This window comes from Streptomyces sp. NPDC060000 (genome assembly GCF_042737375.1).
Classification (GTDB): domain Bacteria; phylum Actinomycetota; class Actinomycetes; order Streptomycetales; family Streptomycetaceae; genus Streptomyces.
The window spans coordinates 285,247-300,200 of the sequence record NZ_JBHWUU010000001.1 but is presented as its reverse complement, the minus strand read 5'-3'; the positions used below and the strand labels follow the sequence as shown (position 1 = coordinate 300,200).

Genomic DNA, 14,954 nt, shown 5'->3' with positions numbered 1-14,954 from the left:
CCTGCGGCGCCGAGCCCTCCCCTCCTGTCCGGAAAAGCACAGCACAACCCGGGCGGCGGCACCGTCCGTACCGCCCGGATGCACGATCGCCGAACCCGGACGAGCCGGTCTCATCGCATGACGTCGACCAGGTGGGGCACCACCCGGGTCAGGCGCAGCACGCTTTGCAGGATGAGCAGCGCGCCGATCGCCTCGGGCAGAAGCCACCAGCCCGTGCGGATGCTCTCGTCGAACAGGAATACGCCCAGCAGGAGGCTCACGGCCGCGTCACCGATGGTCAGCGCGGGCTGTGAGGCGACCAGGGGACCGGCTTGCAGGGAGTTCTCCAGCAGCAGGAGGGCCAGGACCCCGGTGAGCGCGAATCCGTAGGTCTGCCAGGTGGTGAGGAAGGCGGGCAGGCCCGCGTCGGCGAGGCGTCCCGTGGCCGACTTCAGCAGGGCGGCGGTCAGGGCGTTGCCGACCGCCGCGGCCGAGGCCAGCGCGGCGGCCCGGAACAACGGCGAGGACGAGGAGCGCGCGAGGAGGAACGCCGCGGTCATCGCTCCCAGGGCGAGCACCAGGACCGGGATCCATCGTGCCATGGAGGCCTGTTCCCGGGAGCCGGAGGGGGCCGCGGAGGCCAGGAGCAGGGCGAGTCCGGCCACCACCCCACCGACCGCCCACCAGCCGTCGGCCGACAGCCGGCGGTGCATCAGGGGCACCGCGAGAAGCAGCGCGAAGGGGAGCTCGAGGATGAAGAGGGGCTGGACCAGCGCCATGGGGCCGTTGATGAGGGCGACAGCCTGGAACAGCGCGGCGCCCACCACTCCCGCGATGCCGATCGACCAGGCGGGCCGCCGCGCCAGGGCGAGCAGCAGCCGCACTCCGCCGCCCTGTTCCACCGTGGAGGCGGCCTTGCGCTGGAACGCCGTGCCCACCGCGTTGCTGATGGCGCCGAGGACGGCGAAGAGCACGGCAAGCATGATCATGACTCCACCTTGCCCGGCCGGACAGCCGTCGTACGAGCCGGACAGCCGTCGTACGAGAGTGGGCGGTTGCCACTCGAGAAGCGGGGCCGTCACGTCGCCCTGACCCCTGCCCCGGACCGCCGCGCGGAACGCTGCCCGACCGCTGCCCGACCGCTGTGCGGGCGCCGCGCGGGCGCTGTCGGATGGGCTGATCGCCCGGCCGCAGTCTCACACCCGGCGGCATGATCCGCAGATCGGCGAAGGGCGCCGCCCGCCCGGTGGGCCGGCGGCGCCCGGTCCGCCGTCGGCTACTTCTTGCCGCGGCGCAGCAGCAGACAGACGAGGGCGATCGCCGCGGCGGCGCCGATGAGGGCGCCGCGGCGGTCCCGCACCTGTCGGGGTGCCTTTTCCTGCCACAGCTGCTCGGCCTGCCCGGCCCTGGCCCTGACCTGGACGGCGGCCGCGGCGGCCGTGTCCTTGACCGGGCCGGGGACCTTCTCCTCCAGCAGGTGGGCCGCCTCGGCCGCCTTCGTCCTGGCCTGCTCGGACAGGTGCGCCGCAGTGGTGCCCGCCTGCTCCTTGAGCGCGGTCGCCTTCTCCTGCGCGCGGGCCTTGACGTCCGTCTTCGCGGCCAGCGCCTCGACCGTCCCGCCGAGTTCGTGACGGGTCCGCTCGACCTGTCGGCGCAGCTCTTCGGGGCTGTCGGCGGTGGGCTCGTCCTGGGGTGGCTGGGTCATCGTCGTGCACTCTCCTTGATCTCCGACACATCGGCTTTCACGCTGTCGACGGTCCGCTCGGGGACCGGTGGGGCGGCCGCGGCGACCTGCTTCTTACCGGTCAGGGCCAGCACGGCGGTGATCACCGCGAGTACGGCCGTGACGATCAGGGCCGCGGCCCACACCGGGAGCGCCACCGCGATCGCGGCGATCGCGGTGGCGGCCAGCGCCTGCAGGGTGAGGAACCCGAAGAGTCCGGCCCCGCCGAACAGGCCCCCGCCCTTGCCGTAGCGCTTGCCCTTCTCGACCATCTCCGCCCGTGCGAGCTGCATTTCGCCGCGCACCAGTTCGGTCAGCTGCTGCGAAGCACGCTGCACCAGTTGGCCGACGGACTCACCGCCGTCAGCGGTACGCGCGCCGCGCTCACCGTCCGTGCCGTACCGTCCTGCTTCAGCCATCACCTTCACCCCTTCCTCTCGGTGCCGGTCCGGGTACCCGATGACCGGCGGGAAAGACATCCCTGGTTGCGGCGGGTTGCCGGTGCGGCCGAGCCGGTCAGGTCTGGGCCCTCGTTTCACCCGCGTGGGCGGTGGCGGGGAGAGGCGCGAGATCGCTGGTGCAGAACCCGCAGCGGCGCGCCCGGGCGGGCACCGGGTTGAGGCACTCGGGGCAGTCCCGCTTGTCCGCCTGGACGTCCTGGTGCGGGGCGAAGCGCTCGTGCAGTTTGTTGATCGGCAGGACGACGAGGAAGTACAGGACGCAGGCGACCAGCAGGAAACTGATGACGGCGTTCACAAAGCTTCCGTAGGGGAAGATCGCCCCGCCGACGGAGAAGGTCCTGCGGCTGTAGTCGCCCGTCGCCCCTGTCGCGAAGCCCACCACCGGGGTCAGGAACGCTTTCACGAAGCCGTTGACCACCGCGGTGAAGGCCGCGCCGATCACGATGCCCACGGCCAGGTCGACCACGTTCCCGCGCAGTATGAAACTGCGGAACCCGCCCAGCAGATCCTTCACGTTGCACTCCACTTCTCTCGGCTCTGAGCACGTCTTGCCGCACCGGCGCCGGGCACACCACCGGCACCGGACCGGAAAGCCGGGCGTCCACCCGGATGGCGGCTCGCCTCGCGCGACGGCGTCGGTCGTTGCCTAGCGTCGAGGGGACGGCCCCCGGCCGGGAGGAGACGCCCATGCCACACCGCGCCATCGTCACGGGCATAACCGCGACGATCATGACCTTGGCTCCGCTGACCGGAGTCGCCCACGCGCAGGATCTCGACTGCCGTGACTTCAGCTACCAGGAAGACGCCCAGGCGGTGTTCGACCAGGATCCCAGCGACCCCAACCGGCTCGACGAGGACCAGGGACCGGACGACGACATCGCCTGCGAGGTCCTGCCTCGCCGGGCGGCGGCCACGCTCGCTCCCGCCACGAGCATCCCAGCGCCGGTGGCGACCGGCCCGGCCGCGCTGCCCAGCCTCGGCGTGCGCGGCGGCGTCGGCGGCGCCTCGACCGCAGGACCGTCCCGCTGGGACATCGGCATCGGCGTCAGCCTGACGACCGCGGGCCTGCTGGCCGCGGCCGGTTGCGTGCGGCGGCGCCGGCGCCGCGCCTGACCGACCCCGGCCAGGGCCGCGTCGGCAGCACCGTGCGAGCGGCGCCGTGCGAACAGCGCCGTGCGAACAGCGCCGTGCGAACAGCGCCGTGCGAACAGCGCCGTGCGAACAGCGCCGTGCGAACAGCGCCGTGCGAGCGGCGCCGTGCGAGCGGCGCCGTGCGGACTGCTCCGCGGCGCTTCAGGCCGTGGTGCCGGGATGCCGTCCGGGGCCCTCGGCCCGGTGTGCCAGCGGAGTCGGCGACAGGACGGTGTCCTCTTCGCCGGGCTCCAGGAGGGTGGCGGCGGCCCCGACGACGAGAGGGTCAGGACTGCCGACGGCGTCGGCGTCCTTGGCCTCGTAGTCGATCCGGTGCAGCAGGCTGCGCATGGCTTCGAGGCGGCCCCGCCGTTTGTCGTTGCTCTTGACGACCGTCCAGGGGGCGTGCGCGGTGTCGGTGGCGCGGAACATCTCGACCTTGGCGGTGGTGTACTCGTCCCAGCGGTCGAGGGAGTCGAGGTCGGTGGGCGAGAGCTTCCACTGGCGTACGGGGTCGACCTGGCGGATCGCGAACCGCGTCCGCTGCTCGGCCCGGGAGACGGAGAACCAGAACTTCAACAAAATGACGCCGTCCTCGACCAGCATCTCCTCGAAGAGCGGGCACTGCTTGAGGAACAGTTCGTACTCGCGTTGTGTGCAGAATCCCATGACCCGCTCGACTCCGGCCCGGTTGTACCAGGAGCGGTCGAAGAAGACGATCTCTCCCGGCGCCGGAAGATGGTCGACGTAGCGCTGGAAGTACCACTGGCCCTTCTCCCGGTCCGTGGGCTTGCCCAGGGCCACGATCTTGGCGCCACGGGGGTTGAGGCGTTCGGTGAACCGCTGGATGGTGCCGCCCTTGCCCGCCGCGTCCCGCCCCTCGCAGATCACGACCACGCGGGAGCCGGTGTCGGCGACCCAGCGCTGCAGCTTGAGCAGTTCGATCTGGAGGACGCGTTTGCTGCGGTCGTACTCCCTGCGGCTCACCTTGCTGTCGTAGGGGTAGTTCTCCCGCCATGTCGTGATCGGCCGCCGGGCGCCGTCGAGCAGCACCGGCTGCTCCGGCCTGCGGTCGTCCACCGTCAGCCCGTCGAGCAACCGGGTCTTGTCGGCCTCGTCACGATCCATTGGTTCCGCGCCTCCTCGTAATGCGTCACTGGCGCCTGCTGGGTTCCGTGCCGGGGGCCGCCCCAAACGCGAGGACACGCGGGTCCGCCGTCGAAGCCGTCGATCCACGCCGGCTGTCCACGCCGTCGATCCGCCACGTCGCTCCGCGGCCTCGGGCCAGGGTCCGCTTCGCCCGACGATGGCCTGCCGAAAAGCCGTTTGACCCAGCGCGTCGCGGAAACCCCGGTGGTCCGGATCAACAGCCGTCACGGGGTTCACCCCATCGGTGCGCGCCTGGTGCGCGGCTCTCCGGGCCGTGAGAGCGTGACGCAATAAGTACCATTTTGCCCATTTTTAAGGTACCCATCGAAGGACTGTAATCCCATGAGCGAGAGCAACCCCCTCAAGCGGGCGGCCCAGAAGATCACCGACAGTCTCCAGGGCCCCGGCGCGGCGCCGGAGGAGGGGATTCCCGGCAAGCCGGGTCCCGAGTCCCCGTCCGTCGCGGAGCCGACGGAGCCGCGGGAGCCGCTGCCGCCGAAGCCGGATCAGAGCGGCCCCGACACCGTGTCGCCGACCGGGCAGCCGACGGGCGCCGACCAGGCGCGGATGGCGCAGTCCGGCAGCTACCTCACGACGGCCCAGGGCACGCGGCTCCCCGACACCGACCACTCGCTCAAGGCGGGGCCCCGGGGGCCGGTGCTGCTCCAGGACCACCATCTGCGCGAGAAGGTCATGCACTTCGACCACGAGCGCATTCCGGAGCGTGTGGTCCACGCCCGGGGCGCCGCGGCGCACGGCGTGTTCCAGAGCTACGGCACGGCGGGCTCGGTGACCAAGGCGGCGTTCCTGTCCGAGGACGAGGAGACGCCGGTGTTCGTGCGCTTCTCCACGGTGCTGGGCTCGCGGGGCTCGTCCGACACCGTACGGGACACCCGGGGATTCGCGACGAAGTTCTACACCAGCGAAGGCGTCTTCGACCTGGTGGGTAACAACATCCCCGTGTTCTTCATCCAGGACGCCATCAAGTTCCCCGACGTCATCCACGCGGGCAAACCGCATCCCGACCGGGAGATCCCGCAGGCGCAGAGCGCGCACGACACCTTCTGGGACTTCGTCACCCTGCACACCGAGGCCACCCACCACACGCTGTGGAACATGTCCGACCGGGGCATCCCGCGCTCGTACCGGACCATGGAGGGCTTCGGCGTCCACACCTTCCGGCTGGTCAACGCCGCGGGTGAGACGACGCTGGTGAAGTTCCACTGGAAGCCGAAGCTCGGCGTGCACTCACTGGTGTGGGAGGAGGCGCAGATCATCAACGGCGTCGACCCGGACTTCCACCGCCGGGACCTCGCCGACGCCATCGAGGCGGGCGCGTACCCGCAGTGGGAGCTGGGCATCCAGACGTTCCCCGACACCCCGGACCAGATGTTCGAGGGCATCGATCTGCTGGACCCGACGAACCTCGTGCCCGAGGAGCTCGCGCCCGTGCAGCCGGTCGGGCTGCTGACCCTGAACCGCAACCCGTCGAACTTCTTCGCCGAGACCGAGCAGGTCGCCTTCCACGTCGGCCATCTCGTGCCGGGCGTCGACGTCACCGACGACCCGCTGCTCGCGGGCCGGCTGTTCTCCTATCTGGACACCCAGATCACCCGGCTGGGCGGCCCCAACTTCCCGCAGCTGCCCATCAACCGCCCGCACGCCCCTGTCAACGACATGCTGCGCGACGGCTTCCACCAGACCGCCGTCCACCGGGGTGTCGCCCCCTACCGGCCCAACTCGCTCGACGGCGGCTGCCCGTTCACCGCGGGTGCGGACACCGGGGCGTTCATCGAGACGCCGGTGCGCGTACCCGAGGGCACCAAGGTCCGGGAAGCGCCCGAGTCGTTCGCGGACCACTTCAGCCAGCCCCGCCGGTTCTGGCTCAGCATGTCCCCGCTGGAGCGTGAGCACATCATCGGCGCGTACACCTTCGAACTCGCCAAGTGCTACGAACAGGCCGTCAAGGAAAGGGCGTTGCAGGTCCTGGCCAACATCGACCCGGAGCTCTGCGGTGAGGTGGCGACGGGCCTCGGGCTGCCGGCGCCGGCACCCACCGTGCCCCTGGCCGACGTCGAGCCCAGCCCCACCCTGTCGCAGCTCGGCCACAGCTGGCCGACGGACGGCCGCGTCATCGGCATCGTCGTCGGTCCTGACGGCGACCTGGACGGCGTACGCGCCGTGCGCGAGGCGGTCCTCGCCGGCGGCATGGTTCCGCTGGTCGTCGCCCCGGCCGGTGGTGTCCTCGGCTCCGGCGAGGGCGCGGTGACGGTTCAGCGCACCTACGCCACCGCGCGGTCCGTCGAGTTCGACGCGGTGCTGCTGGCCGGTCTGCCCGGCGTGGGCAGCGACGCGTACGGCGCCCGGGACGCCAAGGCGTTCCCCGCCGCCGCGCAGCAGCTGACGGGCGATCCCCGCGTCGCCCTGCTGGTGTCCGAGGCGTTCCGGCACGGCAAGGCCGTGGGCGCCTGGGCGGGCGGCGAGGCAGTCCTGGAAGGTGCCGGAGTGCCCACGGGCGCCCCGGGTGTGGTGGTCGGTGACAGCGGCACCGCCGCCCTGGAACAGCTCGTGACCCTGTTGGGCGAGCACCGGGTGTGGGACCGCTTCACCGCTGCCTGAGCGGGCCGGACCGGTTCACGCCGCCGGACACCGTCCCCACGGTGTCCGGCGGCACGCCATGCAGCACTTCCGCCGTCCGGGGGCTGACCATGCAGACCTTTCTGCCGTACCCGGACTTCACCGAGTCGGCCGCCGCGTTGGACCCTCGCCGGCTGGGCAAGCAGCGCGTCGAGGCGCTCCAGGTGCTGCGGGGCCTGACGGTCGCCGGCTACGGATGGCGCCATCACCCGGCGGTGCGGATGTGGACCGGGTACGAGGAGGCGTTGGTGCGCTACGGCCTGGAGGTCTGCGGTGTGTGGACGGCGACCGGCCGGGCGGACACCTGCGCCTCCTCACTGGTGACCGGCTTCACCGGGGAGCCGGAGGGCATCCGCACCCAGGAGCGGCTCGCCGAGGCGGGCGAGCTGCCGCCGTGGCTGGGCGACACCGCGTTCCACCGCAGCCACCGGTCGGCGCTCGTGCGCAAGGATCCGGACTTCTACGCCGCTCTCTTCCCCGGCGTTCCCGACGATCTGCCGTACGTCTGGCCGGCGTCCGACCGGAGCGCACCGCGCGCGGGGTGAGTCTCCCGCTCCGGCTTCGCGCGCTTCGGTCGGGCGCGGGTCCTTCAGGACGTCGGCGAGGATCCGCGCGGTGGCTCCACCACCTCGAGCAGGTCGTCGCGTCCGGCCAGCGCTTCGAGGGACAGCGTGCGGTAGCCGGCCTGGTCGAACAGCACGGTGATGCGGTCGCCGTCCACGCTCAGCACCGTCCCGTCGAACCACTCGCCGTGCCTCACCTGGGTACCGACCGGGTAGTCGGAGGCCGCGGGATGGGCGGGGCGCTGCGCCTCGGGAGTGTCCCCGTGGACCGTGTCGCACACGTCGCAGCCGTCGCACGGCGGCTGGTACTCCTCCCCGAAGTAGCCGAGCAGGAACCGCCGTCGGCAGGCCGTCGTCTCGGCGTAGGCGCGGGCCATGTCGACGCGGGACCGGTCCGTGCGGCGATGCGCCTCGGCGGCCTCGGCGGCACGGGCCGCCGCGGTGGCGGACGCGGTGCCGGGAACGGGTCGCAGCTCGCCCCGCTCCCCCGCGGTGACGGTGCCGGTCTCCTCCAGGAGGTTGACGGCCGCGGTGACACGGTTGCGCGAGAGGCCCGTGTCCTCACGGAGTTCGTCCAGGTCGGCGGGGTCCGCGCGATGGGCGTGGATGGCGTCGGCCACCTCGGTCAGGACGTCGTGGCCTGGTGCGCGGCCGGCGAAGTACGTCTGTATGCCGGTGTCCTGCGGGCGGTGGTGGAGCACGGCGAGGGCCGGTTTCCCGTCCCTGCCGCACCGGCCGATCTCCTGGTAGTAGGCGTCCAGCGAGCCCGGCAGTGCGGCGTGCAGGACGAAGCGCACGTCCTCCTTGTCGATGCCCATGCCGAATGCCGAGGTCGCCACGACTACGTCGGCCTCGCCCGTGAGGAAGGCGTCATGGATCCTGGCCCGTTCCGAGGCCCGCAGCCCCGCGTGGTAGGCCTCGGCGGCGAGGCCCAAGGAGGCCAGTTCACCGGCGTAGTACTCGGTGTCCTTGCGGGTGGCGGCGTAGACGATGCCCGGTTTGGGTTCGGCGGCCGCCCGCTCGAGCACCGCGCGACGCCGGTCGTCGTCCTCCTGGAAGCGCCGGGCCTCCAGTCTGATGTTCGGGCGGTCGAAGCCGGCCACCGTCACGGCGGGTTCGCGCATGCCGAGCCGTTCGACGATCTCCCGGCGCACCGGCGGCGCCGCGGTCGCGGTCAGGGCGAGGACCGGCGGCCGTCCCAGGCGCCGTACAGCCTGGTCGAGACGGAGGTAGTCGGGACGGAAGTCGTGGCCCCACGACGTCACGCACTGGGCCTCGTCCACCACGAACAGCGCGGGGCCGATCGCCGCGAGCCGTTCCACGACCTCGTCCTTCGCCAGCTGCTCAGGCGACAGGTACACGAACCTGACCTCGCCCCGGCGCACGGCCTCCCAAGCCGTCTCGGTCTGCGCCGCCGTCAGGTCGGAGTTCAGGGCGACGCCGTCGGGCGCCCGCTCTCCGTCCGGCAGCCCGGCGATCTGGTCCCGCTGGAGGGCGAGCAGCGGCGAGACGACCAGGACCGGTCCGGTCAGCAGCATGCCGGGGACCTGGTAGACGGCGGACTTGCCGGATCCGGTCGGCATGACGACGAGGGTGTCGCGCTCCTGCAGGACGGACTCCATCGCCGTGAGCTGCTCGGGCAGGAGGGTGTGCCAGCCGAACACCTCGGCCGCGGTGCTTCGCAGCCGTGCCGTCTGTCGTGGGGTCATCAGCGCTCCTTTCGCGACCGCCCGGGTACCCCGACGGGCCGCCCTCTCCCTGCCCGGCCGCGGTCGGTTGCGGTCAGGTGCAGTCGAGCGCCGTGAGGTCCACCGCGTCGGCCATCGCCCGCATGCCCTTGTCGTTGGGGTGCAGATGGTCGCCGCCGTCGAAGAAGGGCAGGATCCGCTCGGGGTCGTAGGGGCTGCGCAGGATGCGGTCGAAGTCGGTGACGCCGTCGAACTCCCCGCTGCTCCTGATAAACGTGTTGACGTCCTGCCGTACGGACTCGGCGGCCGGGTCCCACTCCGACCAGCCTTCGAAGGGGGCCACGGTGGCACCGACGACGCACTTGCCCGCCGCGTGCGCACGGCGGACGATCTCCCGGTATCCGGTGATCATGTCCTGGGCGGTCACTCCGGTGTGGGCCTTGATGTCGTTGACACCCTCGAAGAGGAACACCGTACGGACGCCCGGCAGCGACAGCACGTCCCGCTGGAGCCGGTTCGGCGCGCTCTGGCCGGCTCCGTCGGCCAGGACCCTGTTGCCGGAGATTCCCTCGTTGGCCACGCCCTTGATCGCGGTGTCCGCCTGTCGAAGTCGGCGGGCCAGGTAGTCGGGCCAGCGGCGGTCGAGGTCGGAGGAGGACTGCCAGCCGTCCGTGATCGAGTCACCGAGCGCGGCCACCGCGCCCGTGGACGCGTCCGCGCGGACGGTGACGGCGTCGAGGTAGGACCAGGAGCCGGTCGTCGCACTCCACCGATCGGCGCTCTCCTCGGCCGTGTGGTCGCCCTGGGTGAGGTACGACGTCTGCATGGCCATCCCGTGACCGCTCACCGGGCCCCCCGCGTCCGGTGAGTGCAGGCTCACCACGAGATCGGTGGCGGCGGGCAGCCGGCCGGGCAGCGCGTCGCTCGTCACGGTGCCGCCGGCGGGGATCGTGACGGAGTGCGCGCCGCCGAAGCTCAGCCGCCGGTTGCTGCCGGGCACCAGGGCCGCGCCCTGCCGCCGGACTCCCGCGTACACGCTGTCGAAGGTCACCGGCCGTTCGCCGAAGGCGTTGGTGAGCCGGATCCGCAGGTCGCCGCCGCCGACGCTGGTACGGACGACGAGCCGGTAGCCGCGGTCGGCCACGCCGTCCCCGAGACGGTCGGCGGACGCCGCCCAGGTGACGACGTCGTGCGGGGTGTCCGCCGCGCGGGCGGCCACCGGGAGGGCCTGCGGCAGGACGGCGGCGAGCAGGACGGCGACGAGCACGCGTACCGGCGTGCGTCGGGCCGTCATCGGGTGAAGCCCTTCAGCGTGACGGACTCGCCCGGCCGAAGGTCCACCGTCCTCGACGTTCCGCCGTGCGCGACGGTCGTGGTCCGGCCGCCTGCACTGCGCAGCCGCACCGAGGTGGGGGTGCCGTCGCGCCACCGCAGGTCGACGACGAACCCGCCGCGCGCGGGCAGACCGGTGACGTACCCGGCGGCGGCCCAGGCGTCGGGGAGGGCGGGCAGGAGTTCGAGGTGTCCGGGGCGGGAGTACAGGAGCATCTCGGTCATCGCCGCCGGGGTGCCGAAGTTGGCGTCGATCTGGAAGATGCCGCGGCCCTGTTCGACCTCGTATATGTCGAACAGGTTGAAGGCGGTGCCGTTGCCGCCGCCGGTCGACGGGCGCAGGTTGGTCGTGACCAGCTCATACGCCTTCTCCGCGTTCTTCAGCCGGGCCCAGCACAGGGCGCGCCAGGCGTTGGCCCAGCCGAAGCTGTTCATGCCGCGCGCGGTGAGGAGGGCGGTGGCGCCGTCGACGGTCTCCTTCGGGGTGGAGCCGTCGGGACGGATGCGGTCGCCGGGGAAGAGACCGACGAGCGGGGAGAGGTGCCGGTGGGTGGTCTCGCCCAGGTTGTCGGGCGACATCCACTCCTCCAGCCAGCCGGTCCTGGGACTCACCTGCGGCAGGTGGAGCCGGTCGCGCAGCCCGGCGACGGTCTGCGCGTAGGCGGCGTCCCTGCCCAGCTCCTGCGCGGCGGCCCGGTAGTGGCCGAACAGCTCCCACACCAGCTCCTGGGCGTAGGTGATGCCCCGGGCGTCGAGCGGGCCGTGTTCGGGGGACCAGTCGCTGTCGGCGACGAGGACCTCCCGGGTGCTGCCGGGGAGCGTCGTGGGCAGCAGCCGCGACTCCCAGAACTCGCAGGCGCCCTTCAGCAGCGGGTAGATCTTGGCCAGATGGGCGCGGGAGCCGGTGAACTCGTAGTGTTCGAAAAGGGTGTTGGCCAGCCAGGCGTTGCCTGCGGGGTGCCACCACCAGCCCATGCCCCCGTGCGGGTTGGTGGAGATCGCGACGGTCCAACCGGCGTCCTTTCCGCCGGAGTTGCGGTAGCGGTTGCGTGGATCGTTGAACAGGGACCGGGTGAGGGCGGTCCAGGAGGGCAGTTGGGCCAGGCAGTAGTCGGTGAGGGCGTCGAAGCACTGGGGCAGACCGGCCCGGTCGGCCATCCAGTAGTTCATCTGGAGGTTGATGTCGGTGTGGTAGTCGCTCATCCAGTCCGGGTCATTCCCGTCGAGCCAGAGTCCCTGGAGGTTGAGGGGGAGGCTGCCGCGGGATCCCGAGATCATCAGGTAGCGGCCGAACTGGAGGTAGGCGGCCTCGAGTTCGGGGTCGGGTGTCCTGTCGCGGGCGCGTGCGGCGAGGCGTTCCCAGGTGTCCAGGGAGCGTTGTCCGGCGGTGGACGTGCCGAGCGAGAGGTCCAGTTGACCGTAGAGGGCTTGGTAGTCGGCGGCGTGGGTGCGCAGCAGTGTGCCTGCCGGATGGGCGGCGGCCGCGCGGACCTTCGTACGGGCCAGCTTCTCGGGGTCCAGGGACGGGTCGCGGTACTTCGCCCGGGCGTCGGGGGCATAGTCGGTACCGCCGCTGACCACCACGGTGAGGTCGGTGCAGCCGGAGAAGTCGATCCGCGCGCCGTCGACCCGGACCCGGCCGCCGGTGCCGTGCGCCGTGACGGCGGCGCCGTAGCGCAGGCCGTTCGGGAAGGACCCGCCGAAGGACTCCGCTCCCCCGCCGGTCTCGCCGTGGGTGCCGTCCAGTGTCACCGACCCGGTGTACCGGCCGCCGCCGCTCTGGGTGAAGTGCAGGACGATCACGTCGTCGGGCCGGCTGGCGAAGATCTGCCGCCGGTACGTCACTCCGGAGCGGACGTAGCTGGTCGTGAGCAGCGCCTCGGAGAGGTCGAGGGTACGGCGGTACCCGTTGACGGCGGACAGGTCGTGGTCGGGGATGTCCACGGTGAGCCGGGCCAGCAGGGTGAAGGAGCCGAAGTCGGCCCGGCCGTAGGGGAACTGGCCGTCGGCGTCCAGCTTGTCGTTGAGGCCGCCGGTCCACAGGGTGGCGTCGGTGATCAGGAGGAGTTCCCGGCCGGGGTCGTTGCCCGCCAGGGCGCCGAGGCGGCCGTTGCCGACGGGCAGGCCCTGTTCGATCATGGAGTGGTCGTCGGCGGGGGCCTGCCACCACAGCCGGTGCCGGGCGGCGTCGGCGGGCCGCGGTGCGGCGGTGGGCCGCAGCGGCGCGGCGGAGGCGGTGAAAGCGGGCAGGCCGGCGAGGGCGGCGGCGGTGAGACCGGCGGCGAGAAGGGTGCGTCTGCGGGGGTCTGTCGGGTGGGGGTTCATGGCGGCTCCGGAGGTCCGAGGGTGCCTGGGGCCCGGGTGCGGAACCGGGCCCCAGGGTGTCGTCAGGAGGTCTTCGGTACGTCGATCCGGTCGATGTCCGGCGCGTAGCCCGAACCGCTGTCGAAGGTGACCGTGTTGGCGCCCGCCTTCAGCGTTACCGGCACATGCACGCGGGCGACGGTCCCCCAGTCGCCGGTCGCGGGGAACGTGTGGCGGGTGGCGCCGGCGCCGTTGGCGGAGACGCTCGCGGGCCGTGCGTCGCCGCTGATGTAGGCGACCTCGATCTGATAGGTGCCGGGCTTGTCGACGACGACACCGGTGAAGGTCAGCTTGCCGCCGAGGTAGAGGTTGCCGACCTTGCGGTCGCCCGAGCAGGCGGAGCAGTCGGCGACGGAGGCGTTGCCCGCGAGGGTGTTGGCAGCGGCCTCGGCCTCGTGGCCGGTCCGCTGGAGCGCGCTGCCGCGCGGGGTGACGGTGAACAGGCGGGAGCCGTGCGCGGGCAGCGCCTGGGTGATCCTGTTCGTGTACGTGCCGAGGTTCTCGTGGTTCCACAGGTCACGGACGGCCGCCTCGCCGGCGAAGCCGAGCGTCGCCCAGTCGGCGCTCACCGGGGCCGGTGCGTCGGCCAGGTTGAACAGGGCGACGGTGTAGGTGCCGTCGGGGTTCTTCGCGGCCCACACCCGTTGCGGGTCGGACGCGGTGACCGGGTGCGCGGGCGGTGCGTCACCCTGGTTGACGGCGATGACCTCGCGGTTGGTCAGCAGCGACAGTCCGTAGGAGTCCAGGCGGGTGAGGTCGTCGCCGGTGTAGAGCGGCGACTTGGCGACGGCCCACAGGGTGGCGTAGGTCTGCCGCTCGGCCTTGGTGAGGCCGTCCATCGCGCCGTTGCCGACGTCGAGCGAGTCGAGGTCGTTCCAGCCTCCGGGACCGGCGTGCCGCGTCCAGGCGGGGATGTCGTCGAAACGGTCGTCGACGGAGTTCTCCCAGGAGACCAGGGTGTTGCAGTAGCACTCGACATCGGTGTCGATGCGCCAGCCGTCGGAGTACTTCTTCCAGTCGGCGGCGTGACCGATGTCGAGGGACCAGGACACCTCCAGGTGGATCGGGCGTCCGGTGGCGGCGATCGCCTTCTGCCAGGCGGCGACGTCGGCAACGTTGTCGTAGTTGTCGCCGCTCTTGAAGGAACCCGGGCCGACGCCGTCGAGCTTGAGGAAGTCGTAGCCCCAGTCGGCGAACATCCGCGCCTGGGAGTCGATGTACTTCTGGGCGCAGGGGTCCGAGAAGTCGATTTTGTAGGCGCTGTCCCAGCCGTTGGTGGTGCGCAGATCGTCGTGGACGATGTCGGCCGTGGTGCAGCCCTCGGCGTTCCGGATCGGGGCCCTGCCGTCGGCGTAGGCCTCCTTCTCCAGGCCGGCCGGCAGATAGATCCCCGCCTTGAGGCCCTTGGCGTGCACGTGGTCGGCGACGGCCTTCATGCCCCGGGGGAAGCGCTGCGGGTCCGCCTTCTGCCGGGCGTACTGGTCGAACTGCGGCTTCCAGGCCTTGTCGCGCCACCAGCCGGCGTCGATGTTGACGTACTCGTAGCCGTACTTCTTCAGCTTCGCGGCCAGGGCGTCGGTCTGCTTCAGGACGTTGGCCTCGGTGAGGTAGCTGTAGTCGCCGTCGGGGTTGAGGCCCGGGTACTTGGAGGACTGCATGCTCCAGCTCGACCAGCCCATGTACGGCTTGGCGGCGGAACCGGGCGCGGCCGTCACGGCGGTCCCCGGGTGGGCGGTTCCGGCGTGGGCTGCGGGGGCGACGGTCGCGGTGCCCAGGGCGAGGGCCAGGACGACGACGGCTCTCAGAGAGCGTGCGGGCAGGACGGAGTACGAGGGTGACCGCATGGGTCTGACCTCCTGGGGTGGGGTTCGGCGGGACGGCCTCGAGGTGGCGCGGTCGTGGCCGTGGCGATGACAGGGCCGCCGGC

The 14,954-nt window shown here is 71.8% G+C and carries 12 protein-coding genes; 3 read left to right on the top strand and 9 right to left on the bottom strand.

What is annotated here, in order from left to right; all coding sequences use genetic code 11:
• Positions 1-110: 110 nt before the first annotated feature.
• From ACFWBB_RS01285 to mscL, 4 genes are all read right to left on the bottom strand, one after another.
• Positions 111-968: a DMT family transporter gene (locus ACFWBB_RS01285; protein ID WP_385265255.1), complete on the bottom strand. Its 858-nt coding sequence runs from the start codon at positions 966-968 to the stop codon at positions 111-113.
• A gap of 287 nt (positions 969-1,255) precedes the next feature.
• Positions 1,256-1,684, bottom strand: coding sequence for a DUF3618 domain-containing protein (locus ACFWBB_RS01280; protein ID WP_385265252.1), 429 nt, complete (start codon positions 1,682-1,684; stop codon positions 1,256-1,258).
• A complete protein-coding gene (locus ACFWBB_RS01275; RefSeq protein WP_385265249.1) occupies positions 1,681-2,121 on the bottom strand; it encodes a phage holin family protein in 441 nt (146 codons plus the stop codon). Before ACFWBB_RS01275 ends, ACFWBB_RS01280 begins: the two co-directional genes overlap by 4 nt.
• Before the next feature lie 97 nt (positions 2,122-2,218).
• Positions 2,219-2,668 carry a large conductance mechanosensitive channel protein MscL gene (gene mscL / locus ACFWBB_RS01270; RefSeq protein ID WP_385265559.1) on the bottom strand — a complete coding sequence of 150 codons (450 nt, stop codon included), beginning with the start codon at positions 2,666-2,668 and terminating at the stop codon, positions 2,219-2,221.
• Positions 2,669-2,850: 182 nt separating this feature from the next.
• On the opposite strand from mscL, the gene ACFWBB_RS01265 reads away from it, so the two are divergent.
• Entirely contained in the window at positions 2,851-3,276 is a 426-nt protein-coding gene (locus ACFWBB_RS01265; protein WP_385265247.1) for an excalibur calcium-binding protein, read from the top strand.
• A gap of 180 nt (positions 3,277-3,456) precedes the next feature.
• Here the strand turns inward: ACFWBB_RS01265 and ppk2 are convergent, their stop codons facing one another.
• A complete protein-coding gene (gene ppk2, locus ACFWBB_RS01260) occupies positions 3,457-4,422 on the bottom strand; it encodes a polyphosphate kinase 2 (protein WP_385265245.1) in 966 nt (321 codons plus the stop codon).
• 363 nt (positions 4,423-4,785) lie between these two features.
• Between ppk2 and ACFWBB_RS01255 the strand changes: the two genes are divergently transcribed.
• The gene (locus ACFWBB_RS01255) at positions 4,786-7,062 is read left to right on the top strand and encodes a catalase (protein ID WP_385265242.1); all 2,277 of its coding nucleotides are present in this window, start codon (positions 4,786-4,788) and stop codon (positions 7,060-7,062) included.
• Between the two features lie 89 nt (positions 7,063-7,151).
• Positions 7,152-7,625, top strand: a complete 474-nt coding sequence (locus ACFWBB_RS01250) for an MSMEG_6728 family protein (protein WP_385265239.1) — start codon at positions 7,152-7,154, stop codon at positions 7,623-7,625.
• Between the two features lie 44 nt (positions 7,626-7,669).
• On the opposite strand, the gene ACFWBB_RS01245 is transcribed toward ACFWBB_RS01250, so the two are convergent.
• The 4 genes from ACFWBB_RS01245 to ACFWBB_RS01230 form a co-directional block, all read right to left on the bottom strand.
• Positions 7,670-9,352, bottom strand: coding sequence for a RecQ family ATP-dependent DNA helicase (locus ACFWBB_RS01245; protein WP_385265236.1), 1,683 nt, complete (start codon positions 9,350-9,352; stop codon positions 7,670-7,672).
• 73 nt (positions 9,353-9,425) lie between these two features.
• Positions 9,426-10,625 carry an SGNH/GDSL hydrolase family protein gene (locus ACFWBB_RS01240; RefSeq protein ID WP_385265233.1) on the bottom strand — a complete coding sequence of 400 codons (1,200 nt, stop codon included), beginning with the start codon at positions 10,623-10,625 and terminating at the stop codon, positions 9,426-9,428.
• Positions 10,622-12,988, bottom strand: coding sequence for a glycoside hydrolase N-terminal domain-containing protein (locus ACFWBB_RS01235; RefSeq protein WP_385265230.1), 2,367 nt, complete (start codon positions 12,986-12,988; stop codon positions 10,622-10,624). Before ACFWBB_RS01235 ends, ACFWBB_RS01240 begins: the two co-directional genes overlap by 4 nt.
• A 62-nt stretch (positions 12,989-13,050) precedes the next feature.
• Positions 13,051-14,871: an alpha-galactosidase D gene (locus tag ACFWBB_RS01230; RefSeq protein ID WP_385265227.1), complete on the bottom strand. Its 1,821-nt coding sequence runs from the start codon at positions 14,869-14,871 to the stop codon at positions 13,051-13,053.
• Positions 14,872-14,954 lie beyond the last annotated feature (83 nt).

Coding starts and splice junctions, on each gene's coding strand:
- ACFWBB_RS01285 (WP_385265255.1), bottom strand. CDS start 968: ATGATCATGCTTGCCGTGCTCTTCGCCGTCCTCGGCGCCATCAGCAAC.
- ACFWBB_RS01280 (WP_385265252.1), bottom strand. CDS start 1,684: ATGACCCAGCCACCCCAGGACGAGCCCACCGCCGACAGCCCCGAAGAG.
- ACFWBB_RS01275 (WP_385265249.1), bottom strand. CDS start 2,121: ATGGCTGAAGCAGGACGGTACGGCACGGACGGTGAGCGCGGCGCGCGT.
- ACFWBB_RS01265 (WP_385265247.1), top strand. CDS start 2,851: ATGCCACACCGCGCCATCGTCACGGGCATAACCGCGACGATCATGACC.
- ppk2 (WP_385265245.1), bottom strand. CDS start 4,422: ATGGATCGTGACGAGGCCGACAAGACCCGGTTGCTCGACGGGCTGACG.
- ACFWBB_RS01255 (WP_385265242.1), top strand. CDS start 4,786: ATGAGCGAGAGCAACCCCCTCAAGCGGGCGGCCCAGAAGATCACCGAC.
- ACFWBB_RS01250 (WP_385265239.1), top strand. CDS start 7,152: ATGCAGACCTTTCTGCCGTACCCGGACTTCACCGAGTCGGCCGCCGCG.
- ACFWBB_RS01245 (WP_385265236.1), bottom strand. CDS start 9,352: ATGACCCCACGACAGACGGCACGGCTGCGAAGCACCGCGGCCGAGGTG.
- ACFWBB_RS01240 (WP_385265233.1), bottom strand. CDS start 10,625: ATGACGGCCCGACGCACGCCGGTACGCGTGCTCGTCGCCGTCCTGCTC.
- ACFWBB_RS01235 (WP_385265230.1), bottom strand. CDS start 12,988: ATGAACCCCCACCCGACAGACCCCCGCAGACGCACCCTTCTCGCCGCC.
- ACFWBB_RS01230 (WP_385265227.1), bottom strand. CDS start 14,871: ATGCGGTCACCCTCGTACTCCGTCCTGCCCGCACGCTCTCTGAGAGCC.